This is a genomic window from Thalassorhabdomicrobium marinisediminis (assembly GCF_003072065.1).
Taxonomy (GTDB): domain Bacteria; phylum Pseudomonadota; class Alphaproteobacteria; order Rhodobacterales; family Rhodobacteraceae; genus Octadecabacter; species Octadecabacter marinisediminis.
Genome location: NZ_QCYG01000003.1, coordinates 19677 through 45450, shown reverse-complemented (window position 1 = coordinate 45450; position 25774 = coordinate 19677). Strand labels below are relative to the sequence as shown.

Below are 25774 nucleotides of genomic sequence, written 5' to 3'. Positions count from 1 at the left end.
CGAACCCCTCTCGTCCCGTTAACTGAGGTTAACGCGGTCTTGGTTACCGAAAGGTAAACGGCGCGGATTGGGATTTAAGGGAGGTGATTGATCCGGGCGACGCCGGGGGTCGGGCGCATCTGGATTTCGGTGATCGAAAAATTGTCGATCCGGTGGGCCAGCGCGCGATAGGGCGTGATCCCGGCGGCCCATTGCACCTGCGACAGGATCGCGCCGAAATGGGCGACGGCGATGATGTCGCGGTTCGGATGCGCGTCGATCAGCGCGGTGATGTCGGCGGCGATGCGGGCGGCGGCGGTGTTCCAGCTTTCGCCGTTGGGGGGGGCGATGTCGCCGGGGGTTTCCCAATAGGCACGGCTGAGATCGGGCCAGCGGGTGCTGACCTCATGATGGTGCAGCCCGTCCCAATCGCCGAAGTCGAATTCGCGCAGGCCGGGGCGGTGGGGCAGGCGGGTGCGCTGGCCTTGCAGGGCGCTGGCGGTGTCGATGGCGCGGCGCAGATCGGAGGAGACAACCAGCGCATCGGCGGGCAGGGCGGCGTCGAGCCGCGCGATCAGGGCCGTGTCGCTGAGATCGGCGGGAATATCGCGATGCCCCACGAAGCTGCGCGCATGGGTGGGGCCGTGGCGCACCCAATGGATGACGGTCACGGCAGCGCCCCTTTAAGAACTTGCGGCAGGCCTGCGATCACCTGCACCACCAGATCGGCCTGCGCGGCGAGCTGCTGGTTCAACCGGCCTTGGGCGTTGCGAAATTGCCGCGCGAGGGCGTTGTCGGGGACCACGCCGTGGCCGACCTCATTCGAGACGACGACGAGTTGCGCGGGGCAGGCGGCGAGGGCTTGCAAAAGGGCCGCGCCCTCGGCCTCTACATCGCGGCCCGCGAGCAGAAGGTTCGACAGCCAGAGCGTGGCACAATCGAGCAGCACAACCTCATCCGCCGGACAGCGCGCCAGCACGGGGGGAAGGTCGAGCGGCGCTTCGACCGTGCGCCAGTTTTCGCCGCGCTGGGCTTGATGAGCGGAAATTTTCGCACGCATCTCGGCGTCAAACGCCTGTGCGGTGGCGATGTAAATTCGGGATTTTTTCGTTTGGAAACAAAGGTGTTCCGCAAAGGCCGACTTGCCCGAGGCCGCGCCCCCTATGACAAAAGTGAAATTCGGCAAGGTCACGGTGGCAACTTTCTTGAAGGTGGCGGCGTTAAGACTGCGTAACCAGATCGTGGACAAAAGCAAAGTGCCGCCGCGACAGACCGAGGGGGAAGACACCAATGGCCGCTATGACTCAGGATGATCGAACGCTGTCCCGCAAGGCCATGAAGGCCGAGCTTCTGGACGCCGAGACCGAAGCCGCGCTGGCCCGCGCTTGGCGGGACGAGCGCGACGAAGCGGCGCTGCACCGGTTGATCACCGCCTACATGCGGCTGGCGATTTCCATGGCGGCGAAGTTCAAGCGCTACGGCGCGCCGATGAACGACCTTATTCAAGAGGCGTCGCTGGGGCTGATGAAAGCCGCCGACAAGTTCGACCCCGACCGCGAGGTGCGCTTTTCGACCTATGCGGTCTGGTGGATCAAGGCGGGCATTCAGGACCACGTGATGCGCAACTGGTCGATGGTGCGCACGGGCTCCACCTCTTCGCAAAAGTCGCTGTTTTTCAACATGCGTCGGGTGCAAGCGCAGTTGGAGCGCGAGGCCATGGCGCGGGGCGAGGAGCTTCCGGGGCATGAGCTGCGCGAGAAGATTGCCGTCGAAGTGGGCGTGCCCCTGCGCGATGTCGAAATGATGGAGGGCCGTTTGGGCGGCTCGGATTTCTCGCTCAACGCGACGCAATCGGCGGATGAGGAAGGGCGTGAATGGATCGACATGCTTGAGGACGACGGCGCGAACTCCTCGGAGCAGGTGGAATTATCCCACGACACCGAACGCCTGCGCCAGTGGCTGGTGACCGCCATGTCGACGCTGAACGCGCGCGAGCAATTCATCGTCCGCGAGCGCAAATTGAACGACGCGCCGCGCACGCTGGAAAGCCTTGGCGGTGAGCTTGGCCTCTCGAAAGAGCGCATCCGCCAGCTTGAGGTGGCGGCCTTTGCCAAGATGCGCAAATCCCTTGAGGGGCAGGGCGCGGAGGTGCGCGAACTGCTCGCCTGAGGGGCGGTCGATTCGCCACTGGTTCTTTGCCTTTTCCGGCCTTAGTGTTTTGCCGTGGATCGAAAGGGCCAGGGCATGACCGGCAAGAAAATACTCCTGATTATCGGCGGTGGCATTGCCGCGTTCAAGGCGCAGGATCTGATCCGGCGCCTGCGCGAGCGCGGGCATTCGGTGGTGCCGGTGCTGACCCGCGCGGCGGCGGAATTCGTAACCCCTCTGAGCGTCTCGGCGCTGGCCGGTGAGCGCGTGTTCCAGGAGCTTTTCGATCTGAACGACGAAGCCGAAATGGGCCATATCGAGCTGAGCCGCGCCGCCGATCTGGTGGTCGTCGCGCCCGCGACGGCGGATCTGATGGCGAAGATGGCGCAGGGTCTCGCGAACGATTTGGCCTCGACCCTGCTTATGGCGACGGACAAGCCGGTGCTGATCGCGCCGGCGATGAATGTGCGCATGTGGGAGCATCCCGCCACTCGGCGCAATCTGGCGACTTTGCAAAAAGATGGTATTTTGACCTGCGGCCCCAATAAGGGCGATATGGCCTGTGGTGAATTTGGGTATGGGCGGATGGCGGAACCCCTTGAGATCGTCGCGGCGGTTGAGGGGGCGCTGGCCGATGGGCCGCTGACGGGCAAGCATGTGCTGGTAACCTCAGGCCCGACCCATGAGCCGATCGACCCCGTGCGCTACATCGCCAACCGGTCGTCCGGCGCGCAGGGAACCGCGATTGCCAAGGCGTTGCTGGCGCTGGGCGCACGGGTGACCTTTGTCACCGGCCCCGCCGAGGTGCCCCCACCCCAAGGCGTTGATCTGGTTGCGGTTCAAACCGCACGCGAGATGTTGGAAGCGGTGCAAGCGGCGCGGGACGTGGACGCGGGCGTATTTGCCGCAGCAGTGGCCGATTGGCGGGTGGCGAGTGCGTCAGAGCAGAAAATAAAAAAGGATTCCAGTGAATTACCTGTGCTCGAATTCGCCGAGAACCCCGACATTCTGGCCACGGTTTGCGCCTCCGACGACCGGCCCGCGCTGGTCGTGGGCTTCGCTGCCGAGACCGAGAACGTGATCGCCCACGCCACGGCCAAACGCGCCCGCAAGGGGTGTGACTGGATCTTGGCCAACGACGTCTCGCCCGCGACGGGGATCATGGGCGGCTCCGAGAACGCGGTGACGTTGATCACCGCGCAGGGCGCCGAAGACTGGCCGCGCATGGGCAAGGATGAAGTGGCCGCGCGGCTCGCCCAGAAAATCGCCGAGGCACTGGGCTGATGGTCACGGTGCGGCTGGAATGGACCGAGGTGGCGGACCGGTCGCTGGGCCTGCCGATCTATGCGACAGCGGGCGCGGCAGGCGCGGATGTGCGCGCGAATTTTGAGGATCGTCAGGGGGTTACCCTGCAACCGGGCGCGCGGATCCTGGTGCCCACGGGGCTGCGTATCGCCGTGCCCGAGGGGTATGAGGTGCAGCTGCGGCCACGGTCCGGACTGGCGCTGAAACACGGCATCACCCTGCCCAACAGTCCCGGCACCATCGACAGCGACTATCGCGGATTGCTGGGCGTGATCGTGCAGAACGGCGGGACCGAGGCCTTCGAGGTCACCCACGGAATGCGCATCGCGCAGCTGGTGGTGGCCCCCGTGGTGCAGGCGGCGTTCGAGCTTGGCCCCTTGGATGAAACGGCGCGCGGCGGCGGCGGTTTCGGCTCGACCGGGACGGGCTGATGCTGCTGGTTCTGGCCTTGGCGGCACTGCTTTGGGGGATCGGTGTGGTGCTCGGCCTCTCGCGCGCGCGCCGGTGGGGGATGGTCGCCGGGTTGCTGTGCATTGTGATCGCGCTGCATCTGATCCTGCCGGACGGACACGTGGTGAGAGAGGCGACGGGGCAACAGGCGGCACTGTGGGTCGCGATCCTTTTGGTCGGTATTGCCGTTGGCGCCTATGGTTTTTTGCTCTCGGGGCTGCGGTCCCGGGCACAGACGGGCACGCCCGATCCTGCGCCGCAGGGCCCGTTTTCCGAGAGCGAGCTGGAACGTTACGCCCGCCATATCGTCCTGCGCGAGATTGGCGGGGCGGGGCAGAAGGCACTGAAAGACGCCGCCGTGCTGGTGGTGGGCGCGGGCGGGCTAGGCGCGCCGGTGCTGCATTATCTTGCGGCGGCGGGCGTGGGCACCATCGGCGTGATCGACGACGACGTGGTCGAGGCGACGAACCTGCAACGGCAGGTGATCCATTCGGATCGCAAGATCGGCATGCCCAAGGTGCAATCGGCGGCCGAAGCGATGACCGCGCTCAACCCGTTCGTGACGGTAAGACCCTATCACCGCCGCCTGACGCCCGAAATTGCGGCCGAGCTGATGGCCGATTACGATCTGGTGCTCGACGGGACGGACAATTTCGACACCCGCTATCTGGTGAATGCGGCGGCGGCGTCGGTCGGGGTGCCTTTGATTGCCGCCGCGCTGACGCAGTGGGAAGGGCAGATCAGCCTTTACCATCCGGCAGGAGGAACGCCGTGTTATCGCTGCGTTTTTCCTGAACGCCCGGAGGCCTCGCTGGTGCCGTCCTGCGCCGAGGGCGGGGTGCTGGGCCCCTTGCCGGGCGTGTTGGGGGCGATGATGGCGGTGGAGGCGGTGAAGGCGATCACCGGCGCGGGCGAGGGCCTGCGCGGCCGGTTGTTGATCTACGACGCGCTTTACGCCGAGACGCGCACCATGCGGATCAAGCCGCGCGCCGATTGCCCGGTTTGCGGAGGTCCCGGACGGGGGCGCGTGCCGGATTCGTGATGGTACCTGCCGGGCAAATCGTTAGGGTGCCCGCAAAGGAGATGCGCCATGACCAACCCGCTTTTGTCCGACTGGAACACACCTTTCGAGCTGCCCCCGTTCGACAAGATCGAAGACTCCCATTTCGCCCCCGCGCTTGAAGAGGCGCTGGCCCAGTCTCGCGCCAATGTGGCGGCGATCTGCGACGCCTCCGAGCCGACTTTTGCGAACACGATCGAGGCTTTGGCGCTGGCCGATGCGCCGCTGGACAAGGTGCTGGCGCCGTTCTTCGCCATGGCGGGCGCAGACAGCACCCCCGCGCGGGAGGCGCTGATGCGGGAGTTTTCGCCCAAGCTCGCGGCCTATGGCACCGAGGTGACGTCGAACGCGGCGCTGTTTGCCCGGATCGAGGATCTGTGGTCGCGGCGCGACGATCTGGACCTCACCGAAGAACAGGCCCGCGTGCTGATGCTGACCCGCCGCAGTTTCGTGCGGGCGGGGGCGCAATTGCAAGGTGACGACGCCGCGCGTCTGGCCGAGGTCAAGCAGCGGCTGAGCGTGCTGGGCACGAAGTTCACGCAGAACCTGCTGGCGGACGAGCGCGACTGGTCGATGCCGCTTGAGGATACCGCGGGCCTGCCCGAGTTCGTCATCGCCGCCGCGCGGGCGGCGGGCGAGGAGCGGGGCGCGGACGGGCCGGTGGTAACGCTTTCGCGGTCGCTGATCGTGCCGTTCCTGCAATTCTCGGACCGGCGCGATCTGCGCGAGAAGGCCTATGAGGCTTGGACCGCGCGGGGGGGCAACGGGGGCGAGACGGACAACCGTGCCATCGCCGCCGAGGTGCTGGCCCTGCGGGCGGAACGGGTGGCGCTGCTGGGCTATGACAGCTTCGCGGACTACAAGCTCGAGACCGAAATGGCGAAAACGCCCGAGGCCGTGCGCGCGCTGTTGATGCAGGTCTGGACGCCGGCCAAGGCCAGCGCCGAGGCGGATGCGGCGGTGCTGGAGCAGATGTTGCTGGCCGATGGCCACGCGGCACCGTTGCAGCCGTGGGACTGGCGTTATTACAGCGAAAAGCGCCGTGCGGCGGAGCATGACCTGAACGAGGCCGAGTTGAAGCCCTATCTGCAGCTCGACCGCATGATCGAAGCTGCCTTTGCCTGCGCCAAGCGGCTGTTCAACCTCGATTTCGCGCCGGTCGACGTGCCGCTTTATCACCCCGACGCCCGCGCGTGGGAGGTCACGCGCGAGGGGCGGCACATGGCGGTGTTCATCGGCGATTACTTCGCGCGCGGCTCGAAACGCTCGGGCGCGTGGTGCTCGGCCCTGCGCAGCCAGCAAAAGCTCGCCGGGGACATCCGGCCCCATGTCATCAATGTGTGCAATTTTGCCAAACCGCCCGAAGGTGCGCCCGCGCTTCTGTCCTATGATGATGCGCGCACCCTGTTTCATGAGTTCGGCCACGCCCTGCACCAGATGCTCTCGGACGTGACCTATGAGGCGATTTCCGGCACCAGCGTGGCGCGGGATTTCGTCGAGTTGCCCAGCCAGCTGTACGAGCACTGGCTTGAGGTGCCCGAGGTGCTGGAAGAGTTTGCCACCCATGCGGAAACGGGCGAGCCCATGCCCCGCGACCTGCTGGACCGGATGCTGGGGGCGGCGACCTATGACATGGGGTTCCAGACGGTGGAATACGTGGCCAGCGCCATGGTCGATCTGGCCTTCCACGACGGGCCGCCCCCCGCCGATCCGATGCAGAAACAGGCGGAGGTGCTGGAAGAGCTGGGCATGCCCCACGCGATCCGGATGCGCCACGGGACGCCGCATTTCGCCCATGTCTTCGCGGGCGACGGCTATTCTTCGGGTTATTACAGCTACATGTGGTCCGAAGTGATGGACGCGGATGCCTTTGAGGCCTTCGAGGAGAACGGCGGCCCCTTCGATCCGGTGATGGCGACGAAGCTGGAAGAGTTCATCCTCAGCGCCGGTGGCTCGGAGGAGGCGGCGGTGCTTTACGAGAAGTTCCGCGGCTCGATGCCCGATGCGACCGCCTTGCTGAAAGGGCGCGGGCTGGCGGCCTGAGTAGGGCGGCGGGGGGGGGGCGCGCGTCAGCCGCGCACCTCGTCGGGGGCGACGCCGAAGAGCGCGGATTTGGGCGCCCAGCCGCGGTAGCCGCCTGCGCTCAGGCGGCACCAGTCCAGACTGCATTCGCCCAGATCGGCGACCACGCCAAGCTCCAACATGGCGACCTCCATCGCCTCGGGCGAGGGGCGGGCGCGCAGGGGCAAAAGGTCCTTGTCGACGATCACGGTGCGGTTGCCCGAGAGCAGCGAGTAATGCACCCAGCCGCCCATGCCTTCGCGGTCGACCACGCGGCGCCAGTGGCCGTATTCCCCGACCACCCGCAACGGCATGTCGCGGCGGGTGAAGACCCAGTCGATCCGGTGCGAGAGGGAGGGGCCACGGCGCACGTTGGCCTCGGTCGCCTTGAGCGAGACATAGCGCGGCATCGGCAGATTGGTGACCGGGCCGCGTTCGCCCTGCACGGCGGTGATGGTCGTGGCAGCTTCCTCCGTGACGCCCGGACTTGGCAATCCGCCCCCTACGAATATTGCGAATGCCAGACCTGCGGCGCACATAAATTTCATTGTCACTGCCTTTTTCCGTCCAGCGGTTCTTGTGCCTCTGGCGCTTTGCAGGCAACTTGCCTCGGAACGCCCGTGCCGGGCAAGTCACAGGAGGACGCCCATGCCAAGCAAACGCCTGAGTGTTACCGTCACGCGACGGTTGCCCGATGCGGTCGAGACGCGGATGCGCGAATTGTTCGATGTCACCCTGCGCGATGACGACACGCCGCTGACGCAGGACCAGCTTGTGGCGGCAATGCAGGGCTGTGACGTGCTGGTGCCCACGGTGACCGACGACATCAACGCGGCCACGCTGGCGCGGGCGGGCGACCGGCTCAAGCTCATCGCCAACTATGGCTCGGGCGTGGATCACATCGACGTGGCAACCGCGCGGCAGCGGGGCATTCTGGTGTCGAATACCCCCGGCGTGCTGACCGAGGACACGGCGGATATGACCATGGCGCTGATCCTTGCGGTGACGCGGCGCATTCCCGAAGGGCTGGCGGTGATGCAGTCGGGCGAGTGGGACGGCTGGGCCCCGACCGCGCTTCTGGGCGGGCGCATCGCCGGGCGGCGGCTGGGCATCCTTGGCATGGGCCGGATCGGGCAGGCAGTGGCGCGGCGCGCGCGGGCGTTCGGGATGCAGGTGCATTACAACAACCGCCGCCGCCTGCGCCCCGAGGTCGAAGAGGCGCTGGATGCGACGTGGTGGGACAGTCTGGATCAGATGGTGGCGCGGATGGACATTCTGAGCGTCAACTGCCCGCATACGCCCGCGACCTTCCATCTGATGAACGCCCGCAGGCTCAAGCTGATGAAGCCCGACGCGGTGATCGTGAACACGGCCCGGGGCGAGGTGATCGACGAGAACGCGCTGACACGCATGTTGCGCGCCGGAGAGATCGCGGGCGCGGGGCTGGATGTTTACGAGCGCGGCACGGACATCAACCCGCGCCTGCGTGAGCTCAAGAACGTGGTGCTCTTGCCGCATATGGGATCAGCGACCCGCGAAGGGCGGATCGAGATGGGCGAGAAGGTGCTTTTGAACATCAAGACCTTCGACGACGGGCACCGGCCCCCGGACCTTGTGGTGCCTGCGATGCTGTAACCGCAGCCAATCGGCCCCTAGTGCACCATCGACATGGTGGAAAACCGCATCAGGTCGTTGTTCGCCCGCGCGCCCACGGGGCGGGGGGTGTAGCTGTCGGCGGGGCCGAAGCCGGAATAGAAGGTGTCGCTGCTGTCCAGTCTGGAGGGAATGTCGGGCTGAGCGCAAGCGCCCAGCATGAATGCCGCCGCGAGGGCCGTAAAACCAATACGTATCATAATCCTGCTCTCTTCTCCGGGGCCGCTTTGCGCGATTCTCCCGTATTGAATGCGGTCAGATATACGCCCTGTTTGGCAAAATCTCCTAATGAAATTTTACGCGGGTTAAATGACCTGTCGCAAAATTGCCGCAAAGGCCAAGCGGGGCCGGGGGCGTCCGTGCGGGGGCAACTTGGTCGGTTTTGAGCGCTCGGGCGTCGGACGGGTTTCGCGCGGGGGGGCGGGCTTGGGGCACAGTGCAGCGGAAGGCCACCAAGGAGTCAGCCCATGAAAACGCAGGTCAAAGCATTGGTCGTCGGCGGCGGCGCCGTCGGAACCTCGATCGCCTACCATTTGGCCCGCGCCGGCTGGGACGATGTGATGCTGCTCGAGCGTGATGAGCTGACCTCGGGGTCAACCTGGCATGCGGCGGGGCTGCTGCCGCTGTTCAACATGAGCTACGCGACCACGCATATTCACAAGTATTCGGTCGATTTCTACAAAACGCTTGAGGAAGAAACCGGCCTGAACGCGGGCTTTGCCGTGGTCGGCAATCTGCGCATGGCGCAGACCAAAGAGCGGATGGACGAGTATATGCTCTATGCCTCCACCGCCGAGACCTGCGACGTGCCGTTTGAATGGCTGACGCCGGAGCAGATCAAGGAGCGCTGGCCGCTGATCCGCACCGACGACCTTGAAGGCGCGATTTACCACACCGAGGACGGCTATATTAACCCCGCCGATGTGACCATGGCGATGGCCAAGGGGGCCCGTCAGCGCGGTGTGATGATCGAGCGGAAATGGCAAGCCGACTCTTTCCACTGGACGGGCGAGGCTTGGGAGGTCACCTGCACCAAGATGGTCGAGAAGGGCGGCAACCTTGTGCCCTCGGACGAGCAGATCATGATCACCGCCGAACATGTGGTCACAGCCAGCGGGAACCACGTGCAACGCACGGCGAAGATGCTCGGGATCAAGCTGCCCGCGATCCCGGTGGAGCACCAGTTTATCGTGATGGATCAAGACCCTGCGCTGGTCGAGTATCGCAAGAACGGCGGGGGTGAGCATCCAGTCGTGCGCGACGCCGACGCGCAATCTTACGTGCGTGAGGAACGCGGCGGCTGGATCCTTGGCGTTTACGAGAAGAACGCCCCGGCGGTGTTCGAATACGGCGTGCCCGACAGCTTCCGCGCGGACCTGTTCCAGCTCGATCTGGAGCGGATCGAAGCGCAGTATATGGCGATGATCCACCGCGTGCCGTCCTGCGAGGACAGTGGCTTGAAGGACGATTTCAACGGCCCGATCTGCTACACCCCCGACGGCAACCCCCTTGTCGGTCCCGCGCCGGGGCTGCGGAACATGTGGCTGGCCGAGGGCTTTTCCTTCGGGATCACGGCGGCGGGGGGCACGGGCTATTATCTGGCGCAGATGATGGTTGAGGGCGAGGCCGAGATCGACATGGCCTCACTCGACCCCAAACGCTACGGGCAGGGCTGGATGACCACCGAGTTCGCCGCCCGCAAGAATGAAGAAGCCTACGACCACGTCTATATCCTGCACCACCCCGACGAAGAGCGCCCGGCCTGCCGCCCCCTGCGCACGGCCCCCGCTTATGACCGCCAGAAGGCGCGCGGCGCACAGTTCGGTTGGGTCAACGGGTGGGAGCGGCCGAATTACTTCGGGCCGTTGGATGCGCCGGACAGCTTCGACCACGACAGCCGGTCGTTCAGGCGCGGGGATTGGTGGCAATATGCCGTGGAGGAGGCTAAGGCGATCCGCGAGGGCGTGGGCCTGATCGACGCCACCGCCTTCACCAAACATATCGTCAAGGGGCCGGGGGCGGAGGCGTTTCTGGACTGGTTCACCACCAACAAACTGCCGAAGGTGGGACGGATCAACCTGACCTATGCCCTCACCGATCATGGCACGACGCGCACGGAATATACGATTGTGCGGTTGAAGGATGATGCGTTTTATCTTGTCTCGGCGGGGGCCTGGACGGACTACGACGCCGATTATCTGCGCAAGGCAATCGAGGACAAGGAGCCCGAATTCGGCCGCATCGACTGTCAGGACGTGACCACGCAATGGGGCGTCTTCGCCATCGCGGGGCCGAAGTCGCGCGAGGTGCTGAACGCGGTCATCAAGGACGCAGAGCCGGAAACCGCGCTGTCGAACAAACGTTTTCCGTGGCTGTCTGCGCGGCAGATCGAACTGGGCATGTGTCCGGTGAATGCGATCCGCGTCGCCTATACCGGAGAGCTGGGCTGGGAGTTGCATCACCCGATGGAGATGCAGAACTATCTATTTGATCTGCTTGAGAAAGCAGGCGAGCCCCACGGCATGAAACTGGTCGGCGCGCGGGCGCAGAACTGGCTGCGGCAAGAGAAGAGCTATCGCGCGTTCGGGACGGAACTGGGCCGCGATGCGACGCCGCTTGAGGCGGATCTGCCGCGCTTTGTGGATATGTCGAAAGACTTCCACGGCAAGGCGGCGATGGAGGAGATCGGCATCCGGTCGAAGTGCGTCACGCTGCTGATCGACGGGCCGGAGGACGCCGACCCCTGGGGCCGCGAAGCGCTGTTGCATGACGGCCAGAAGGTCGGGCGACTGACCTCGGGCGGCTATTCGGTCGCCTTCGGGAAGTCCATCGGCATGGGCTATCTGCCGCCGGAATTGGCAGAGGTCGGCACCAAGGTGAAAGTGCGCATGTTCCGCGAGCTTTACGACGCCGAAGTGGTGCAGGACAGCCCCTATGACCCGAAGAACGAGGCCATCCGCAAGGACGGTTAGGCCTTGGCGAAGGCGATATCCAGCCGCGGTTTGAGGTTGCGGTAAAGGATGCGGTCGACGCGCAGTTTGACGTGGTTTTGTCTGGTGATCGACGCCCAGTCGATCAGCAGGCGGCCGCGCAGGGACACGTCGAGCACGTCGCGGTTCAGCTTGTGTTTGTAGCCTTTGAAAAACATCTCGCGGTGCGCTTTGGTGATGCCGGCGTGGTCCACTTCCGGGGCCGGCGTGTCGCGGTAGATGTCGCATTTCAGAAAGTCCACGACGTCATAAACCGCCATCTTGGCGCGGGCTTCCGTGAAGTCGAAACCATAGGTCATGCCTGGCCCCAACATGATGTTTTCGCTATGAAAATCCCCGTGTGAGGTGGCGTGGGTGTCCTTGGTGCGGTTCACCTTGCGCACCTGTTCGTGCAGGATCGCGCGCATGTGGGCGACCTCGGACGCGGGGGCCTGCATCTCGTCCCGCTCGACGACCTCGTCGAGTTCCTTGAGCATCCAGTTGCCCCACCATTCCTTGCGCTTTTGCGGCTTGTATTCGTGCATTGCGTGCAGCCAGAGACCGGCGCGGCGGAACACCTGACGGCGGGTCTGGGCGTTGTCCACCGCTTGCAGACGCTCTCCGGCGGTGCGGTGATCGAGGAACTCGGTGACGCAGAAGGTGCCGCCGGGCGAGAGGTAAACCGGAGTGGCGATGCCCAGCTTGTCATATTTGGCGAAATGCGCGCTGAGGTTCTGCAGCTCGGCGTATTCCTTGGCCAAACGCCCTTCGGGTCCGGCGTCGTGATCCAGCTTCAGGGCGAAGACCTCGGGCCCCAGCGCCACCTGCCAGACCTGACGGGTCGCGGGGAAGTCGTAGGACCGGTAAATCAGCCGGTGTTCGGGCATTCCGGCAAAGCCGCGATGGGCGGCGAATTCGCGGATCATCGCGTTGACGCGGGAGTCTATCACGGCAGGGGCGCTGGTCATGCTGCACCTTTGCCTGTCGCGGCGGTCAGGTCAAACCTGTGCGCGATCCGGCTGCGGTGCGGGTCCGGCTAGAAGCTGCTGTTGCAGGCCATGGCGAGGTCCATAACGGTGGCCAGATCCATGCCATTGCGCGAGGCCGCGCCCATCCAGTCGAGCGACAGCTCGGACGAGTCGGCATAGGACATGCGCGCGGCGGCGGTGCGTTCCAAAGATGCCACGTAGCCCTCAACATTGCTTGGCCCGAAGGTGCGCAGCATCGCGTCCAGCAGACAGGCTTTGCCTGCGCGGTCTTCGCTGTTCCACGGTGAGAACTATTGTGAATTGCCTGCCAGATCGAAGACCCGTTCGGTCAGGGCTTCTTCCGCGACTTCCCAGCGGGGCAACAAATCGGCCTGCACACCGGTGGCAGACACGGCGAGAACGAATGTGGCAATACGATATTTCATCGGGATCCTTTGAAACGGGCGGGCGACAGGGCTGCGACCAAGCCTGCGTCAAGTTCGGGCGTCCGTCCAGCCACCAGATCGGCGACCAGCTGGCTTGCGGCGGGGGCGGTCTGGAAGCCGTAGCCCCCTTGCCCTGCCACCCAGACGAAGGCCGCATCGGCCGCGTCCGGCCCCAGCACAAGGGTGCGGTCGGGGGCGAAGCTGCGCAGGCCCGCCCAGTTCGACAGCATCCGCGTGACCGGTTCGGTGACGTGGGCTTCGTATTTCGCCAGACCTTCGGCCAGCACCATGTCGTCGGCCCAAGCGTCCATCGGGGGCATCGGGTCTTCCTCGGCCGGAGAGACGATCAGCGCGCCCGCGTCGGGCTTGGCATACCAGTCTTCGCCGGGGCCGAACATCATCGGCCAGCGCGCGACGTCGTGCTCGCCCGGGGCCGGGATGCGCGCCATGGAGCGGCGCAGGGGGGTGATGCCCACGGGGGCCATGCCCGCCATCTGCGCCAGCTCATCGGCCCAAGGCCCGGCCGCGTTCACAAGGGTGCGAGTGGTGAGGACTTCGTCGCCCAGAGCAACCTCCCACCCGTCCCTGGTTCGGGTCACGTCCGTCACCTCGGCCCCGGTGCGCACCGTGCCGCCGTTGTCGCGAATTTCGCGCGCGAAGTTCTGCACCAGCCGGTCGGTGTCGAGGTCCCATGCGGCGGCGTCATAGCCCACGCGGGTCACGCTGTCGTTGAGGATCGGGATCAGGTCGCGGGCCTCGGACGGGGAGATCTCGGCAAGTTTCATCTCGGCCAGATCCTGCGCGAAGGCGTCGCGGTTGTCGTTGGTGCCGATCAGCATCAGGCCGCGCGGGCTGGTCACGCCGCCGTTGGCCGTGAAGTGATAGTCGCGGCTGGCGATGTTGAGCGCGACCGTCGCGGGCAGGCCGTAGTTTTCTTCAAACAAAGCGGCGGACCGGCCCGAGGCGTGGAAGGCCAACGCGGTTTCGCGCTCCAGCAGGGTGACGCGGCCCAAATGCGACAGGCGCGCGCCCGCTGAGGTGCCGGCGATGCCGCCGCCCACGACAAGAAAATCGATCATGCTTCTTCCAGACGGTCGGTTGCGGGGGCCGGCGCGGGCGAGAGGTCGCAGATCGCGGCGAAGACGTCGTCGGCCATCTCGTAGGTGAGCCCGTCGAGCGAGGGCTGCAACTGCTCAACGGTGCGCGCCGAAAGGATCGGGTGCACCTGCGGCGCGTGCCGCCGCAGCCAGGCGATGGCAAGGGTCGCGGCGGGGGTTTGCAGCTCGTGCGCGATGTCGGTGAGGCTGGTGGCCGCCTGTTGCATCCATTCCGGCCCGTAGCGTTTGGCATAGCGGTCGTCGCGGGTCAGCCGCCCCTCGGCCCCCAGTGCGGCGTATTTGCCGGTCAGCAGCCCGCCGCCCAAGGGCGAATAGGCGCAGACCTGAATGTCCTGATCCTGCGCCATGGGCAACAATTCCACCTCGGCCTGTCGTTTGACGAGGTTGAGCATCGGCTGCAGGGCGTCGATGCGGGTGTCGAAGGTGGCGGCGACGGCCTGCGCTTTCATCACCTGCCATGCGGCGTAGTTGCTGACCCCGATATAGCGGATCGCGCCGTCGGACTGCATCCGCGCCAGCGTCTCGAAGGTCTGCTCGAGCGGGGTCGCGGGGTCGAACCGGTGGAGGTAGAACAGGTCGATCACGTCGCGCTGCAGACGGCTCTGGCTGGTCTGCAGGCTGTGGCGGAGATTGTCCGGCGTGGCGGGGCGGTCATAGGCGGCCTTGGTGGCGACGAAGATGTCGTCGCGGTCTTCGGCCAGCGCGCCAAGCAGGGTTTCCGATGCGCCGTCGGTATAGACGTGGGCGGTGTCGAAATGGGTGATGCCCGCGGACAGGCAGGCGTCGAACATGGCGCGGGACGCGGCGTCCTCGGCGGAGCCGCCCCATTGCATGGTGCCGAAGGCCGCCGGGGCAAGGGCCGCGCCCGTGCGGGTGGTCATCTGTGTCATGGCGATCCCTTTCGCTGGGTGGTCGCTGACAATCAAGACCAACGGGGGCGAAAAGAAAACCCCGAAGCGGTGGCGGGGCAGGGGCGGGCCCTAGGCCGGGGGCGTGTCGGGCTTGGGGAAGCGGATCGTGGTCGTGGTTCCCTTGTCCGAACTCGTCCGGTCGATCGTGCCATCAAGGTCCTGCACGAAGGCATTCACCAGACGCGACCCAAGGCCCGAGGGCGGTGTGCCCTTGTCCGCCATGCCGCGGCCGTTGTCGGCGACGGTCGTCACGACCTCGTCCCCGTCGACGGTGAGGGTGACCTCCACCTGCCCGGAGCTGTCGGCGGTGAAAGCGTGTTTGACGCTGTTGGTGATCACCTCGTTCAGGATCAGCCCGATGCAGACCGCATGACGCCCGGCAAGGATCAGCGGCGCGATCTGTGCGGTGATCGTGATATCCTCGTCCTGGGCCAGCGCGTCGCGCAGGTTGTCGACGATCCCGCCGAGGTAGTCGTCGGCCTGCACCTTGTCGATCGCATCCGAGACGGCCATGGCTTCGTAGAGCGCGCCAATGGCCGTGACCCGGTTGCCGAGCCGCGTCAGACGCGGTTGCGCGTCCTCGGGGGCGTTGCGGGCTTCCATCGAGATCACCGAATTGACGATGGCGAGCGAGTTCTTGACCCGGTGATTGAGTTCGCTGAACAGGCGTTTGGACTGGGCCAGCGCGGCTTCACGCTCAAGCTCGGCGTGTTTGCGCGGGGTGACATCGCGAAACAGGATCATGAAACGGCCCTGCGGCTCGGCGGGGGTGGCATAGACCTCGAACCAGCGGCCCATGGCGGCGGAGCCATTCTCGAACCGGAGTTTCTCGCCGTGCAGCCCGACGCGGGCATAGGTGTCGATCCAGTCCTGCTCAAGCTCCGGCACAAGTTCGCGCGCGGTGCGGCCGGTGGCGTCCTTCAGTCCGGTATAGTCTTCGAACAGCGCATTGACCTGCAAGAAGCGGTAGTCAACCGGTACGCCTTCGGCGTCGGTGATCATCTCACACAGGCACAGGCCATCACCGGTGAGTTCGGTAAGTTGGTCGAACAGGGTCATGGCGCAGACGTCGTTCCGAAAAAAGTAGTATTTACGGCACCATGGGTCCGGGCTCGGGGGGAGGGCAATAGAACATTTGTTATCTCGCCCCGACAGGCGGAAGCGCGCACCCGGTTCGCGCCATGAAAAAGGCCCGCCGGTGGGGCGGGCCTTTGAGAGGTTTCAGGTGTGCCGCACGCTTATTGCGGGATCTCGGAGGTCAGACCTTCCACATAGAAATCCATGCCTGCCAGCGTGCCATCGTCTGCGGTTTCACCCTCAGCAAGCCAGGCGCTGCCGTCCTGTTTGTTGATCGGTCCGGTGAAGGCGTGATATTCGCCCGTGGCCAAACGCTCGATTAGGTCTTCGGCTGAGGCTTTGATGTCGGCGGGAACCGCGTCGCTGATGTCACCAATGCCGACCATGCCAGCGCCGATGCCGTCCCATGTGTTCACGCTTTCCCATGTGCCGTCCATGACAGCCTGAGTGCGCGCAATGTAGTAGGGCGCCCAATCGTCGATGATCGAAGAGACACGCGGCAGGGGCGCGAATTCACCCATGTCGGAGGCCTGACCGAAGGTGTAGATCGTCTTTTCGCCCGCTTCGTTCACCGAAGCTGCAGCGGCCTGCGGCGCGGTGGAATCGGTGTGCTGCAAGATCACGTCCGCGCCCTGTTCGATCAGCACGCTGGCGGCTTCGGCCTCTTTTGCGGGATCGAACCATGTATAGGCCCAGATGATCTTGAACTCGACATCGGGGTTCACTTCCTTGGCGTGCAGATAGGCGCTGTTGATGCCGCGGATGACTTCCGGAATCGGGAAGGAGGCGATGTAGCCGATGATGTTGCTCTCGGTCAATTGACCCGCGATATGGCCCTGAACAGCGCGGCCTTCGTAGAACCGCGCGGAATAGACGCTGACGTTGTCGGCCTGCTTGTAGCCTGTCGCATGCTCGAACATCACGTCGGGGAACTGCTGGGCCACGTTGATTGTCGGGTCCATGTAACCGAACGAGGTGGTGAAGATCAGGTCCGCGCCTTCCAGCGCCATCTGCGTCATCACACGCTCGGCGTCGGGGCCTTCTGGCACGCTTTCGACGAAGACCGTCTCGACCTTGTCGCCGAAATGCTCTTCCACAGCCAGACGGGCTTGGTTGTGCTCATAGGTCCAGCCGCCGTCGCCCACGGGGCCGACGAAAACGAAGCCGACCTTGGTGGGCTCGTGCCCCTCGGCGATGGCCATGCCGGACAGGCCTGCCAATGCGGCCGCGCTGGCCAAAAGTGTTCTTCTCAACATGTGTAGTCTCCCTAGTGGTGAGGTCTTTATAGATGGGCCGCTAGCGTGCGGCGTGGAACGTCTTTCCCAGTGATCCGGGTGCCCCGCTGGCTGACATAATGACCAGAACGAGGATGGTGGCAATATACGGCGACATCGAAAGGTACTCGACCGGGATCGCGACGCCCGCGGCCTGCAAGTTCAACTGCAATACCGTAACGCCGCCGAACAGATAGGCCCCCAGCAGCAGCCGCCCCGGTTTCCAGCTTGCAAAAACCACAATCGCAAGGGCAATCCAGCCTGCTCCGGCGGTCAGCCCGTCGGCATAGGTCGGCACGCGGACGATGGACAGATAGGCCCCGCCAAGGCCCGCGCAGGCCCCGCCGAACATGATCGCCAGAAGGCGCGTGCGCACCACGTGATAACCCAAGCCGTGCGCCGCCTCATGGTTTTCGCCTACGGCCCGCAGGACAAGCCCGGCACGGGTTTTGCTGAGGAACCACCAGACGCCCGCGACAATGGCGAGGCCGAGATAAACAATCGGGTCGTGCTGGAACACGATGGGGCCGAGCACCGGAATATCGCTCAGCAGCGGGATGTGCCAATCGGGGAAGGGGGGCGCTTTCACGCCGAGGTAGCCCTGACCCAGAAGCGACGCGAGGCCGAGGCCGAACAGCGTCAGCGCCAGACCTGTAGCCACCTGATTGGACAGGAAGAACTGCGTCAGGATGCCGAACACCAGCGCCATGCCCGCGCCACCCAGTGCCGCCACCAGAAAGCCGAGCCACGGCGATCCGGTTGAGATCGCGGCGACAAATCCCAGAACAGAGCCGGAAATCATCATCCCCTCGACCCCGAGGTTCAGCACGCCTGCGCGTTCCACCACCAGTTCACCAGTCGCGGCCAAAAGGATCGGCGTGGCTGCAACCATCAAAGAGGCAAGAAGCAACAGCGGGTTGATTGAGGACAGATCCATTATGCAACGCTCCTTTGGCCGATCCGCACGCGGTAGTTTGTCAGCACGTCCACGGCCAACAGGAAAAACAGCAACATGCCCTGAAACACCTGAATGGCTGCGCCCGGCAGTCCGAGCGAGCTTTGCGCCACATCGCCGCCGATATAGGTGATCGCCATCAGCGTCCCCGCCAACAGGATGCCGACCGGATGCAGGCGACCCAGGAAGGCCACGATGATCGCGGTGAAGCCGTAGCCCACGTTGAAATCAATGCTCACAAGGCCGGCGGGGCCGGCGACCTCGGTCAGCCCCGCGAGGCCCGCAAGCGCCCCCGAGGTGCCCAGGCAGAACAGGACCAGCCGTGCGGGGCTGACGCCCGAAAAGGCCGCGGCACGGGGGGCCTGACCGGCGAGTTTGATCTGGAAGCCGAGGATGTGGCGCGAGAACAGGATATAGGCGAAGCACACGGCGATCAGCGCGATGACCACGCCCCAGTGCATGCCGTAGCTGCGGTCGATCCAGGTTGACGCGCTTTCATATTGCGACAGGTTGCGCGATCCGGGGAAGCCCATGCCTTCGGGGTTTTTCATCAGCCCCAGCGCCATGGACGCCATGAGCTGTTCGGCCACATAGACCAGCATCAGCGACACGAGAATTTCGTTGGTGTTGAACTTCACCCGCAGCAGGCCGGGGATCATCGCCCAGACAAAGCCGCCCAAGGCCCCCGCCACCAGCATCAAAGGCAGGATCAGCCAGCGGGCTTCCATCGGGTAGAAGGCCAGCCCCACGCCCGCGCCACACAGGGCGCCGATGATGTATTGCCCTTCAGCGCCAATGTTCCAGATGCCCGCCTTGAACCCCAGGCTCAGCCCCAGGGCGATCGCGACGAGGGGTGCGCCCTTGATCAGCAGTTGCGGCAGATAGAAGAAGTTGTAGGGGCCGAAGACCGGCTCCCAGAAGATCTTGATCAGCGCGGCGACGGGGTCCTGCCCCAGCGCCGCGAACAGACCCGCCCCCGCGATCATTGTCAGCACCACGGCCACAACAGGTGAGGCCAGCGACCAGACCTGCGACGGCTGCGGGCGTTTTTCCAGCGCGATCATAGTCGCATCCCCCCTCGTTCGTTTCTTATTCCACGATGACGTTTCGTTTTTGTCCGGCGGGGTGTCCCGCCTCTCCCTTGGGTGGCCTTGCATTCGGCCAGACCCGCCCCCCTGCGGCGGTCAGCTGGCCACATGGGCCACTTCCATATCGTGCGCGCCACCGAGCATCAGGCCGATTTCCTCAACGGTGAGGCCCCGGGCGGGACGCGGCGCGGACAGGCGCCCTTCGTTCAGGGCGGCAAAGGAATCCGAGACCTCCATCAACTCATCAAGGTCCTGAGAAATAACGATCACCGCCGCGCCCTTGGCGGCCAGATCAAGCAGGGCCTGCCGGATCGCGGCGGCGGCGCTGGCATCGACGCCCCATGTGGGCTGGTTGACGATCAGCACCTGCGGGTCTTGCAGGATTTCCCGTCCGATAACGAATTTCTGCAGGTTTCCGCCCGACAGCGAGCGCGCGGCGTTGTTCGGCCCCGGCGTGCGCACGTCGAAGGTCTCGATCACCTCTTCGGCGAAGCCACGCGCGGCCCGCCAGTTGATAAAACCGTTCTTTGTCAAATTCTTGCGTTTGCGCGCGGTGAGGGCTCCGTTTTCGGTCAGGGACATATCGGGTGCGGCGGCATGGCCCATCCGTTCCTCGGGCGCGGCACAGATACCAAGAGTACGGCGGGCGTCGGGCGGCAGATGGCCGATGTCCTTGCCCTGAAAGGTGATCTGGCCTTGTCCGACGCGGATTTCGCCCGACAGCGCGGCCAGCAGTTCGTCCTGCCCGTTGCCCGCGACCCCGCCGATGCCGATCACGTCGCCGGCGCGCACCTCAAGCGAGATGTCTTTCAGCGAGGTGCCGAATTCCGCAGGCGAGGGCGCGCTCAACCCCTTGATCTGCATGAGGACTTCGCCCTCAACCTTGGTTTCACGCTCGGGCACGTGCAAGGTGCCGCCGACCATGAGTTCCGCCATCTCGCGGGCGCTGGTCTCGCGCGGGTCGCAGGTGCCCACCACTTCGCCCAGACGCAGGATCGTGGCGCAGTCGCACAGGGCGCGGATCTCTTCCAGCTTGTGCGAGATATAGAGGATCGACGTGCCCTCGGCCTGCAGCTTGCGCAGGGTTTCGAACAGGATTTCAACCTCTTGCGGGGTGAGAACGCTGGTCGGCTCATCCATGATCAGGACCTTGGGGTCCTGCAACAGGCAGCGGATGATCTCGACCCGCTGCCGCTCGCCCGCGCTCAGATCGCCGACGATGCGCGACGGGTTGAGCGGCAGGCCGTAGGTTTCCGACACGTCCTTGATGCGGGCGGCCAACTCGCCCATGGGGGGCGGATTCTCCATGCCAAGGGCTACGTTCTCGGCCACGGTGAGCGCGTCGAACAGGGAAAAGTGCTGGAACACCATGGCGATCCCGGCGGCGCGGGCGGCGCGGGGATCGTGGGGCGCAAAGGGCTTCCCCTCAAGCGTCATGCTGCCCTCGTCCGGTTTGACCAGCCCGTAGATCGTCTTGACCAGCGTGGATTTGCCGGCCCCGTTTTCCCCCAAAAGGGCGTGAACCTCGCCCTTGCCGATATCGAATGACACGTCGCGGTTGGCGACAACGCCGGGATAGGCCTTGGTCAGGCCGGACAATCTCAGGAGCGGGTCATTCATCCGGTGCGGTCCCTTGCTGGTTCGTTGGAAGCGTGTGTGGAGGGGCCGCAGCGCAGAGCGGCGGCCACGCCGATGGCAATGGCCTGCGGGTGTTTGCCCAGGGCGGGGTCGCCGATGGGGCAGGCGATGCGGGCGATGGCTTCGGGCGTGTGGCCCATGGCCGACAGGCGGCTGCGGAAACGCGCCTTCTTGGTGGCCGAGCCGATCAGACCGGCGGTGCCAAAGCCGTGCCGCAGCAGCGCATCGCAGAGCGCAAGGTCGAGGTCGTGGGAATAGGTCAGGATCAGGTGGTCGGCGTTGGCGGGCGCATGGGCCACCACGCGAACCGGATCGGCGGCCACCAGCGGCGCGACGGTCTCGGGCAGGTCGGGCATCCGTTCGGCGGTGGTGTCGATCACGATGATGTCGCGATCCTCGAACGGGGCCATGACGCGGGCGATGGCGCGGCCCACGTGGCCGCCGCCCCAGATCCACAGGGGCGGAAAGATCAGCGTGTCGACGGTGCCGTTGCGCTTGAACTCAAGGGTGACGACGCCGCCGCAGCACTGGCCCAGATCGGGGCCGAGGGGCAGGGTGCGCTGGGCCGTCTGCTCCCCGGCGGCGAGCACCTCACGCGCGATGCGCGCGGCCTCCCACTCCAGCGTGCCGCCGCCGATCGTGCCCTCTTGCCGGTCCGGCCAGACCCGCATGAAAGCGTCGGTGTCGCGCGGCGCCGAGCCGCGGGTGGCGGCGACTGTGACAAGGATGAAGTCGATCATGGCCTGGTCACCCACGGGCCCGCTTGACCGCCTGCAACACTTCTTCGGCGGTGGCGGGCGCTTGCAGGTCGGGAAAGTTCGGACCGCAGGCGGCGCAGGCGTCGGCCAGCGCCAGATGGGTGGAAATGCCCAGCATGAAGGGCGGCTCCCCCACCGCTTTCGAGCGATAGACGGTGTCCGAGCGGTTCTCGCCATCCCAAAGCGCGACATTGAAGATGTCCGGCCGGTCGGAACAGGCGGGGATCTTGTAGGTGCTGGGCGCATGGGTCCGCAGACGGCCAGAGCCGTCCCAGACGAGCTCCTCGGTCGTGAGCCAGCCCGCGCCCTGCACGAAGCCGCCCTCGATCTGGCCGATGTCGAGCGCGGGGTTCAGGGATTTGCCCGCGTCATGAAGGATGTCCACCCGCAGGATGCGGTTCTCGCCGGTGAGCGTGTCGATCACCACCTCGGAGATCGCCGCGCCATAGGCGAAGTAGAAGAACGGGCGGCCCTTGCCGGCGATCCGGTCCCACGCGACTTCGGGCGTCTTGTAGAAGCCGGTTGCCGACAGCGAGACGCGGTTTTCATAGGCCAGCTTTGCGGCGGCGGCGAAGGACATGGTGTCATTGGCGACGGTGACCTCGCCATCCTCGAAGCGCACGGTGTCGGGGTGGACCTGATGCAGCTCGGCCAGCAGCTCCGCGATCCGGTCGCGGATGGTGTCGCAGGCGTTCTGCACGGCCATCCCGTTGAGGTCGGAACCGGAGGAGGCTGCGGTGGCCGAGGTGTTGGGCACCTTGGCGGTGTCCGACGCAGTGATCTTGATCGCCTCGACCCCGACGCCGAAACGCGCGGCGGCGACCTGTGCCACCTTCTGGAACAGGCCTTGCCCCATTTCGGTGCCGCCGTGGTTCAGGTGGATCGAGCCGTCCTGATAGACATGCACCAGAGCCCCCGCCTGATTGAGGTGGGTGAGCGTGAAGGAGATGCCGAACTTCACCGGATTGAAGGCGATGCCCTTCTTCAGCACATCGTGCTTGGCGTTCCAGTCGGCCACCGCCTGTTTGCGGGCGGCGTAGTCCGAATCCTCCAGCAGCTTGTCGGTCATCTCGTGCAGGATGAAGTCGGTGACCGGCATGGCGTAGGGGGTGGAATTGTCGACCTCGGCCGCATCCAGACCCTGCGCCTGTGGCAGATGCTCTTCCGCGCCGGAGCCGTCGGCCACGTCCTGCGCCCCGCGGCTGGTCAGGTCTTCGGAGGTGGTGGGTTTGACGGGCGCGGTCGTCTTCGTTGACAATGCGCCGTCTGAGGGCTGCGCATCCCCCGCCGGCGCGTAATAGTTCACGCGCCGCACCTCGATCGGGTCCAGCCCGAGGGTGTGGGCGATGTGATCCATCACCCGTTCGATCCCGATCAAGCCCTGTGGGCCGCCGAAGCCGCGAAAGGCGGTGGCGCTTTGCATGTTGGTCTTCAGCCGGTGCGAGGTGATGCGCGCGGCGGGCAGAAGATAGGCGTTGTCGGCGTGCAGCATGGCGCGGTCGGCCACGGGCAGCGACAGGTCCTGCGCCCAGCCGCAGCGGGTGTAATGGGTGAAGTCGATGCCGGTGATCCGGCCATCGTCCTTGAAGCCTACGTCATATTCGATGCGGAAGTCGTGGCGCTTGCCGGTGATGGTCATGTCATCGTCGCGGTCGTAGCGCATCTTGCAGGGCTTGCCGGTCAGCGCGGCGGCCACGGCGCAGGACACCGCAAGCGCGTTGCCCTGGCTTTCCTTGCCGCCGAAGCCCCCGCCCATGCGGCGGATCTCCACGCGCACCCCGTGCATCGGCACGCCAAGGGCCTCGGCCACCTTGTGCTGGATCTCGGTCGGGTGCTGGGTGGAGGACTGCACGATCATGTCGCCGCCTTCCTGCGGCAGGGCCAGCGCGGCTTGACCTTCCAGATAGAAATGTTCCTGCCCGCCCATGTCGAAGCGGCCCGACAGACGGTGGGGTGCTGCGGTCAGGGCCGCATCCACGTCGCCCTTGGTGTAGATTCGCGGGCCATCCTCGAAGCGGGCATCGGCGGCCATCGCCTCTTCGATGCTGAGGATCGGGGTTTCCTCGTCATAGGTGACATCCCCCATCCGCGCGGCGTTGCGGGCGTTGTGGTGGCTGTCGGCGATCACCAGAAACAGCGGCTGGCCAAGGTAATGCACCGTGCCGTCGCTCAGCAGCGGCTCGTCATGGATCGAGGGCGAGACATCGTTGGCATGGGGCAGATCCTCGGCCGTGAGCACCGCGACAACGCCAGGCGCCTTGCGCACCCGGTCAAGGTTCATCGCGGTGATCGTGCCGCGCGCGATCGCGCTGAGCCCGAAGGCGAGGTTCAGGGTGCCCGCCGGGGTCGGCATGTCGTCTACATAGCGGGCGGTGCCGGTGACGTGCAGGCGGGCGGCGTCGTGGGGAAGGGGTTTGTTCACGCTCATGCCGACACCTCCAGAACAGACGTGGGTTTGGCGTTCAGGTCCGCGAAATAGCGGCGCAACTGGCCTTGCGCGGCCTCCATCCGGTAGGCGGCCGAGGCGCGCATGTCGGTCATCGGCTGGTAATCCTGCGTCATCGCGTTTGCAGCGGCCTCAATGGTGTCGGCGGTCCACGGCTGGCCGGTCAGCGCGGCTTCTGCCGCGGCGGCGCGTTTGGGCGTTCCGGCCATGCCGCCAAAGGCGATGCGGGCGTCGGTGATCGTGCCGCCGTCCACGGTGATGTTGAAGCAGCCGCAGACCGCCGAGATATCCTGATCGAAACGTTTGCTGAGCTTGTAGCAGCGCAGGGCGGGCGCGGATTTCGGTATCGTCACCGCTTCGACGAACTCGCCGGGCTGGCGGTCCTGCTTGCCGTAGTCGATGAAGAAGTCCTCGATCGGCATCTCGCGGCGCGTATCGCCGCGGCGCAGGTGCAGCGTGGCGTCCATGGCGATCAGCGCAGGCGGGTTGTCCCCGATGGGCGAGCCGTTGGCGATATTGCCGCCGATGGTCGCCGCGTTGCGCACCTGTTCGGAGCCGTAGCGGCGGATCATCTCGGCATAAGAGGGGTGCAGGTCGCGCATGGCGGCGAGCACATCGGTCATCGACACGCCGGCGCCGATGCGCAGGGTGTCGCCCTGATCCTCGATCTGTTGCAGGTCGCGGCAGCGGTGCAGAAAGGCCACCTCATCGAGTTTGCCGTCGCGGTGCAGGAAGCCCTTGGTGGCCCAAAGGCCGACGTCCGTCGCACCCGCGATCAGCGTGCCCTGCGGGTGGGCCAGACACCATTCGGCCAGCGCGTCGCTGGAGGTGGGCGCGGGCAGGTCGCTGTCGCCGCGCAGATCGGGGGGCGTGTCGCGCATGTGCGCGGGGATGGCCTGCCCTTCCACCGCTTTGGCGGCGCGGATGATCGGCGCGTAGCCCGTGCAGCGGCACAGATTGCCGGCGAGCACATCGTCATGGTCGGAGCGCCCGTTGAGGTGGCTGGTCGCCATCGAGACCACGAAGCCCGGCGTGCAGAAGCCGCACTGGCTGCCGTGGTGTTCGATCATCGCATCCTGCACCGGATGCAGCGCGCCGTCGGGGGCCGAAAGGCCTTCGACCGTGCGGACGGCCTTGCCGTGCAGTTGCGGCATGAACAGGATGCAGGCGTTGTAGGTGCGTGCGCCGCGCTGGTCGGTCACCATCACCGAACAGGCGCCGCAATCGCCTTCGTTGCAGCCTTCCTTGGTTCCGGTGAGGTGACGCTCTTCGCGCAGCCAGTCGAGGAGTGTTTGGGTGGGGGTGGTGTTCACCTCCACGGTCTCTCCGTTCAGAAGAAACGTAACGATCATGGTTTAGCCCGCCGCGGTACCAGGTGTGCGTTTGACGTGGGGCGCCTTCGATGCGGCGTAGAGGGCGCCCGTCAGAATGAGAGTGAACCCCACCGCAAAGTCGTTTGGCAAGGCTTTT

The 25774-nt window shown here is 65.4% G+C and carries 24 protein-coding genes; 7 read left to right on the top strand and 17 right to left on the bottom strand.

From position 1 onward, the window contains the following. Positions 1-74: 74 nt before the first annotated feature. Together DC363_RS04720 and cobU are read right to left on the bottom strand one after the other, a co-directional pair. On the bottom strand, positions 75-650 hold the full coding sequence (locus DC363_RS04720; protein ID WP_108639991.1) for a histidine phosphatase family protein: 576 nt from the start codon (positions 648-650) through the stop codon (positions 75-77). Continuing rightward, on the bottom strand, positions 647-1171 hold the full coding sequence (cobU, locus tag DC363_RS04715; protein ID WP_108640300.1) for a bifunctional adenosylcobinamide kinase/adenosylcobinamide-phosphate guanylyltransferase: 525 nt from the start codon (positions 1169-1171) through the stop codon (positions 647-649). The genes DC363_RS04720 and cobU overlap by 4 nt, the downstream gene beginning before the upstream one ends. A gap of 98 nt (positions 1172-1269) precedes the next feature. On the opposite strand from cobU, the gene DC363_RS04710 reads away from it, so the two are divergent. The 5 genes from DC363_RS04710 (at position 1270) to DC363_RS04690 (ending at position 6985) form a co-directional block, all read left to right on the top strand. Next, on the top strand, positions 1270-2148 hold the full coding sequence (locus DC363_RS04710) for an RNA polymerase factor sigma-32 (protein WP_108639990.1): 879 nt from the start codon (positions 1270-1272) through the stop codon (positions 2146-2148). A gap of 75 nt (positions 2149-2223) precedes the next feature. Continuing rightward, positions 2224-3411, top strand: a complete 1188-nt coding sequence (gene coaBC, locus DC363_RS04705; RefSeq protein WP_108639989.1) for a bifunctional phosphopantothenoylcysteine decarboxylase/phosphopantothenate--cysteine ligase CoaBC — start codon at positions 2224-2226, stop codon at positions 3409-3411. Further along, positions 3411-3863, top strand: a complete 453-nt coding sequence (gene dut, locus DC363_RS04700; protein ID WP_108639988.1) for a dUTP diphosphatase — start codon at positions 3411-3413, stop codon at positions 3861-3863. Before coaBC ends, dut begins: the two co-directional genes overlap by 1 nt. Further along, positions 3863-4924, top strand: coding sequence for a HesA/MoeB/ThiF family protein (locus DC363_RS04695; protein ID WP_108639987.1), 1062 nt, complete (start codon positions 3863-3865; stop codon positions 4922-4924). The genes dut and DC363_RS04695 overlap by 1 nt, the downstream gene beginning before the upstream one ends. A 48-nt stretch (positions 4925-4972) precedes the next feature. After that, positions 4973-6985, top strand: a complete 2013-nt coding sequence (locus tag DC363_RS04690) for a M3 family metallopeptidase (RefSeq protein ID WP_108639986.1) — start codon at positions 4973-4975, stop codon at positions 6983-6985. Between the two features lie 26 nt (positions 6986-7011). On the opposite strand, the gene DC363_RS04685 is transcribed toward DC363_RS04690, so the two are convergent. Beyond that, positions 7012-7551, bottom strand: coding sequence for an SH3 domain-containing protein (locus DC363_RS04685; protein WP_108639985.1), 540 nt, complete (start codon positions 7549-7551; stop codon positions 7012-7014). Between the two features lie 100 nt (positions 7552-7651). Here DC363_RS04685 and DC363_RS04680 point away from each other — a divergent pair, with 100 nt between their 5' ends. Further along, the gene (locus DC363_RS04680) at positions 7652-8638 is read left to right on the top strand and encodes a 2-hydroxyacid dehydrogenase (RefSeq protein WP_108639984.1); all 987 of its coding nucleotides are present in this window, start codon (positions 7652-7654) and stop codon (positions 8636-8638) included. A gap of 17 nt (positions 8639-8655) precedes the next feature. Here DC363_RS04680 and DC363_RS04675 read toward each other — a convergent pair whose 3' ends face one another. Further along, positions 8656-8856, bottom strand: a complete 201-nt coding sequence (locus tag DC363_RS04675; RefSeq protein WP_108639983.1) for a hypothetical protein — start codon at positions 8854-8856, stop codon at positions 8656-8658. Positions 8857-9123: 267 nt separating this feature from the next. On the opposite strand from DC363_RS04675, the gene DC363_RS04670 reads away from it, so the two are divergent. After that, positions 9124-11628 carry a GcvT family protein gene (locus tag DC363_RS04670; RefSeq protein ID WP_108639982.1) on the top strand — a complete coding sequence of 835 codons (2505 nt, stop codon included), beginning with the start codon at positions 9124-9126 and terminating at the stop codon, positions 11626-11628. On the opposite strand, the gene DC363_RS04665 is transcribed toward DC363_RS04670, so the two are convergent. The 13 genes from DC363_RS04665 to xdhA form a co-directional block, all read right to left on the bottom strand. After that, positions 11625-12593: an aminoglycoside phosphotransferase family protein gene (locus DC363_RS04665; RefSeq protein ID WP_108639981.1), complete on the bottom strand. Its 969-nt coding sequence runs from the start codon at positions 12591-12593 to the stop codon at positions 11625-11627. The genes DC363_RS04670 and DC363_RS04665 overlap by 4 nt on opposite strands. 68 nt (positions 12594-12661) lie before the next feature. Next, positions 12662-12850, bottom strand: a complete 189-nt coding sequence (locus DC363_RS04660; protein WP_108639980.1) for a hypothetical protein — start codon at positions 12848-12850, stop codon at positions 12662-12664. Between the two features lie 54 nt (positions 12851-12904). Then, positions 12905-13039, bottom strand: coding sequence for a hypothetical protein (locus DC363_RS17235; protein ID WP_277871162.1), 135 nt, complete (start codon positions 13037-13039; stop codon positions 12905-12907). Next, positions 13036-14118 (bottom strand): NAD(P)/FAD-dependent oxidoreductase, encoded by a 1083-nt coding sequence (locus DC363_RS04655; RefSeq protein WP_108639979.1) that lies wholly within the window; start codon positions 14116-14118, stop codon positions 13036-13038. Before DC363_RS04655 ends, DC363_RS17235 begins: the two co-directional genes overlap by 4 nt. Next, positions 14115-15047 (bottom strand): aldo/keto reductase, encoded by a 933-nt coding sequence (locus DC363_RS04650; RefSeq protein WP_108639978.1) that lies wholly within the window; start codon positions 15045-15047, stop codon positions 14115-14117. The genes DC363_RS04655 and DC363_RS04650 overlap by 4 nt, the downstream gene beginning before the upstream one ends. Before the next feature lie 90 nt (positions 15048-15137). Beyond that, positions 15138-16127, bottom strand: coding sequence for a sensor histidine kinase (locus DC363_RS04645; protein ID WP_108639977.1), 990 nt, complete (start codon positions 16125-16127; stop codon positions 15138-15140). 179 nt (positions 16128-16306) lie between these two features. Then, positions 16307-17401, bottom strand: coding sequence for a BMP family ABC transporter substrate-binding protein (locus DC363_RS04640; protein ID WP_108639976.1), 1095 nt, complete (start codon positions 17399-17401; stop codon positions 16307-16309). Between the two features lie 40 nt (positions 17402-17441). Next, complete coding sequence (locus DC363_RS04635; protein WP_108639975.1) at positions 17442-18356, bottom strand: ABC transporter permease; 915 nt, start codon at positions 18354-18356, stop codon at positions 17442-17444. Next, positions 18356-19438, bottom strand: a complete 1083-nt coding sequence (locus tag DC363_RS04630; RefSeq protein ID WP_108639974.1) for an ABC transporter permease — start codon at positions 19436-19438, stop codon at positions 18356-18358. Before DC363_RS04630 ends, DC363_RS04635 begins: the two co-directional genes overlap by 1 nt. 120 nt (positions 19439-19558) lie before the next feature. Beyond that, positions 19559-21082, bottom strand: coding sequence for an ABC transporter ATP-binding protein (locus DC363_RS04625; RefSeq protein ID WP_108639973.1), 1524 nt, complete (start codon positions 21080-21082; stop codon positions 19559-19561). Beyond that, positions 21079-21840 carry a xanthine dehydrogenase accessory protein XdhC gene (gene xdhC, locus DC363_RS04620; protein ID WP_108640299.1) on the bottom strand — a complete coding sequence of 254 codons (762 nt, stop codon included), beginning with the start codon at positions 21838-21840 and terminating at the stop codon, positions 21079-21081. Before xdhC ends, DC363_RS04625 begins: the two co-directional genes overlap by 4 nt. A gap of 7 nt (positions 21841-21847) precedes the next feature. Further along, positions 21848-24286: a xanthine dehydrogenase molybdopterin binding subunit gene (gene xdhB, locus DC363_RS04615; protein ID WP_108639972.1), complete on the bottom strand. Its 2439-nt coding sequence runs from the start codon at positions 24284-24286 to the stop codon at positions 21848-21850. Next, complete coding sequence (gene xdhA / locus DC363_RS04610) at positions 24283-25656, bottom strand: xanthine dehydrogenase small subunit (protein ID WP_108639971.1); 1374 nt, start codon at positions 25654-25656, stop codon at positions 24283-24285. Before xdhA ends, xdhB begins: the two co-directional genes overlap by 4 nt. Positions 25657-25774: the final 118 nt, after the last annotated feature.

What these genes read in the sequence shown, in the direction of transcription:
- DC363_RS04690 (WP_108639986.1), top strand. Translation starts at nt 4,973, where the DNA reads ATGACCAACCCGCTTTTGTCCGACTGGAACACACCTTTCGAGCTGCCC.
- xdhA (WP_108639971.1), bottom strand. Translation starts at nt 25,656, where the DNA reads ATGATCGTTACGTTTCTTCTGAACGGAGAGACCGTGGAGGTGAACACC.
- DC363_RS04685 (WP_108639985.1), bottom strand. Translation starts at nt 7,551, where the DNA reads ATGAAATTTATGTGCGCCGCAGGTCTGGCATTCGCAATATTCGTAGGG.
- DC363_RS17235 (WP_277871162.1), bottom strand. Translation starts at nt 13,039, where the DNA reads ATGAAATATCGTATTGCCACATTCGTTCTCGCCGTGTCTGCCACCGGT.
- DC363_RS04670 (WP_108639982.1), top strand. Translation starts at nt 9,124, where the DNA reads ATGAAAACGCAGGTCAAAGCATTGGTCGTCGGCGGCGGCGCCGTCGGA.
- DC363_RS04675 (WP_108639983.1), bottom strand. Translation starts at nt 8,856, where the DNA reads ATGATACGTATTGGTTTTACGGCCCTCGCGGCGGCATTCATGCTGGGC.
- DC363_RS04680 (WP_108639984.1), top strand. Translation starts at nt 7,652, where the DNA reads ATGCCAAGCAAACGCCTGAGTGTTACCGTCACGCGACGGTTGCCCGAT.
- xdhC (WP_108640299.1), bottom strand. Translation starts at nt 21,840, where the DNA reads ATGATCGACTTCATCCTTGTCACAGTCGCCGCCACCCGCGGCTCGGCG.
- DC363_RS04640 (WP_108639976.1), bottom strand. Translation starts at nt 17,401, where the DNA reads ATGTTGAGAAGAACACTTTTGGCCAGCGCGGCCGCATTGGCAGGCCTG.
- DC363_RS04665 (WP_108639981.1), bottom strand. Translation starts at nt 12,593, where the DNA reads ATGACCAGCGCCCCTGCCGTGATAGACTCCCGCGTCAACGCGATGATC.
- DC363_RS04655 (WP_108639979.1), bottom strand. Translation starts at nt 14,118, where the DNA reads ATGATCGATTTTCTTGTCGTGGGCGGCGGCATCGCCGGCACCTCAGCG.
- DC363_RS04635 (WP_108639975.1), bottom strand. Translation starts at nt 18,356, where the DNA reads ATGGATCTGTCCTCAATCAACCCGCTGTTGCTTCTTGCCTCTTTGATG.
- xdhB (WP_108639972.1), bottom strand. Translation starts at nt 24,286, where the DNA reads ATGAGCGTGAACAAACCCCTTCCCCACGACGCCGCCCGCCTGCACGTC.
- dut (WP_108639988.1), top strand. Translation starts at nt 3,411, where the DNA reads ATGGTCACGGTGCGGCTGGAATGGACCGAGGTGGCGGACCGGTCGCTG.
- DC363_RS04695 (WP_108639987.1), top strand. Translation starts at nt 3,863, where the DNA reads ATGCTGCTGGTTCTGGCCTTGGCGGCACTGCTTTGGGGGATCGGTGTG.
- DC363_RS04625 (WP_108639973.1), bottom strand. Translation starts at nt 21,082, where the DNA reads ATGAATGACCCGCTCCTGAGATTGTCCGGCCTGACCAAGGCCTATCCC.
- DC363_RS04645 (WP_108639977.1), bottom strand. Translation starts at nt 16,127, where the DNA reads ATGACCCTGTTCGACCAACTTACCGAACTCACCGGTGATGGCCTGTGC.
- DC363_RS04650 (WP_108639978.1), bottom strand. Translation starts at nt 15,047, where the DNA reads ATGACACAGATGACCACCCGCACGGGCGCGGCCCTTGCCCCGGCGGCC.
- DC363_RS04660 (WP_108639980.1), bottom strand. Translation starts at nt 12,850, where the DNA reads ATGCTGCGCACCTTCGGGCCAAGCAATGTTGAGGGCTACGTGGCATCT.
- DC363_RS04710 (WP_108639990.1), top strand. Translation starts at nt 1,270, where the DNA reads ATGGCCGCTATGACTCAGGATGATCGAACGCTGTCCCGCAAGGCCATG.
- DC363_RS04630 (WP_108639974.1), bottom strand. Translation starts at nt 19,438, where the DNA reads ATGATCGCGCTGGAAAAACGCCCGCAGCCGTCGCAGGTCTGGTCGCTG.
- coaBC (WP_108639989.1), top strand. Translation starts at nt 2,224, where the DNA reads ATGACCGGCAAGAAAATACTCCTGATTATCGGCGGTGGCATTGCCGCG.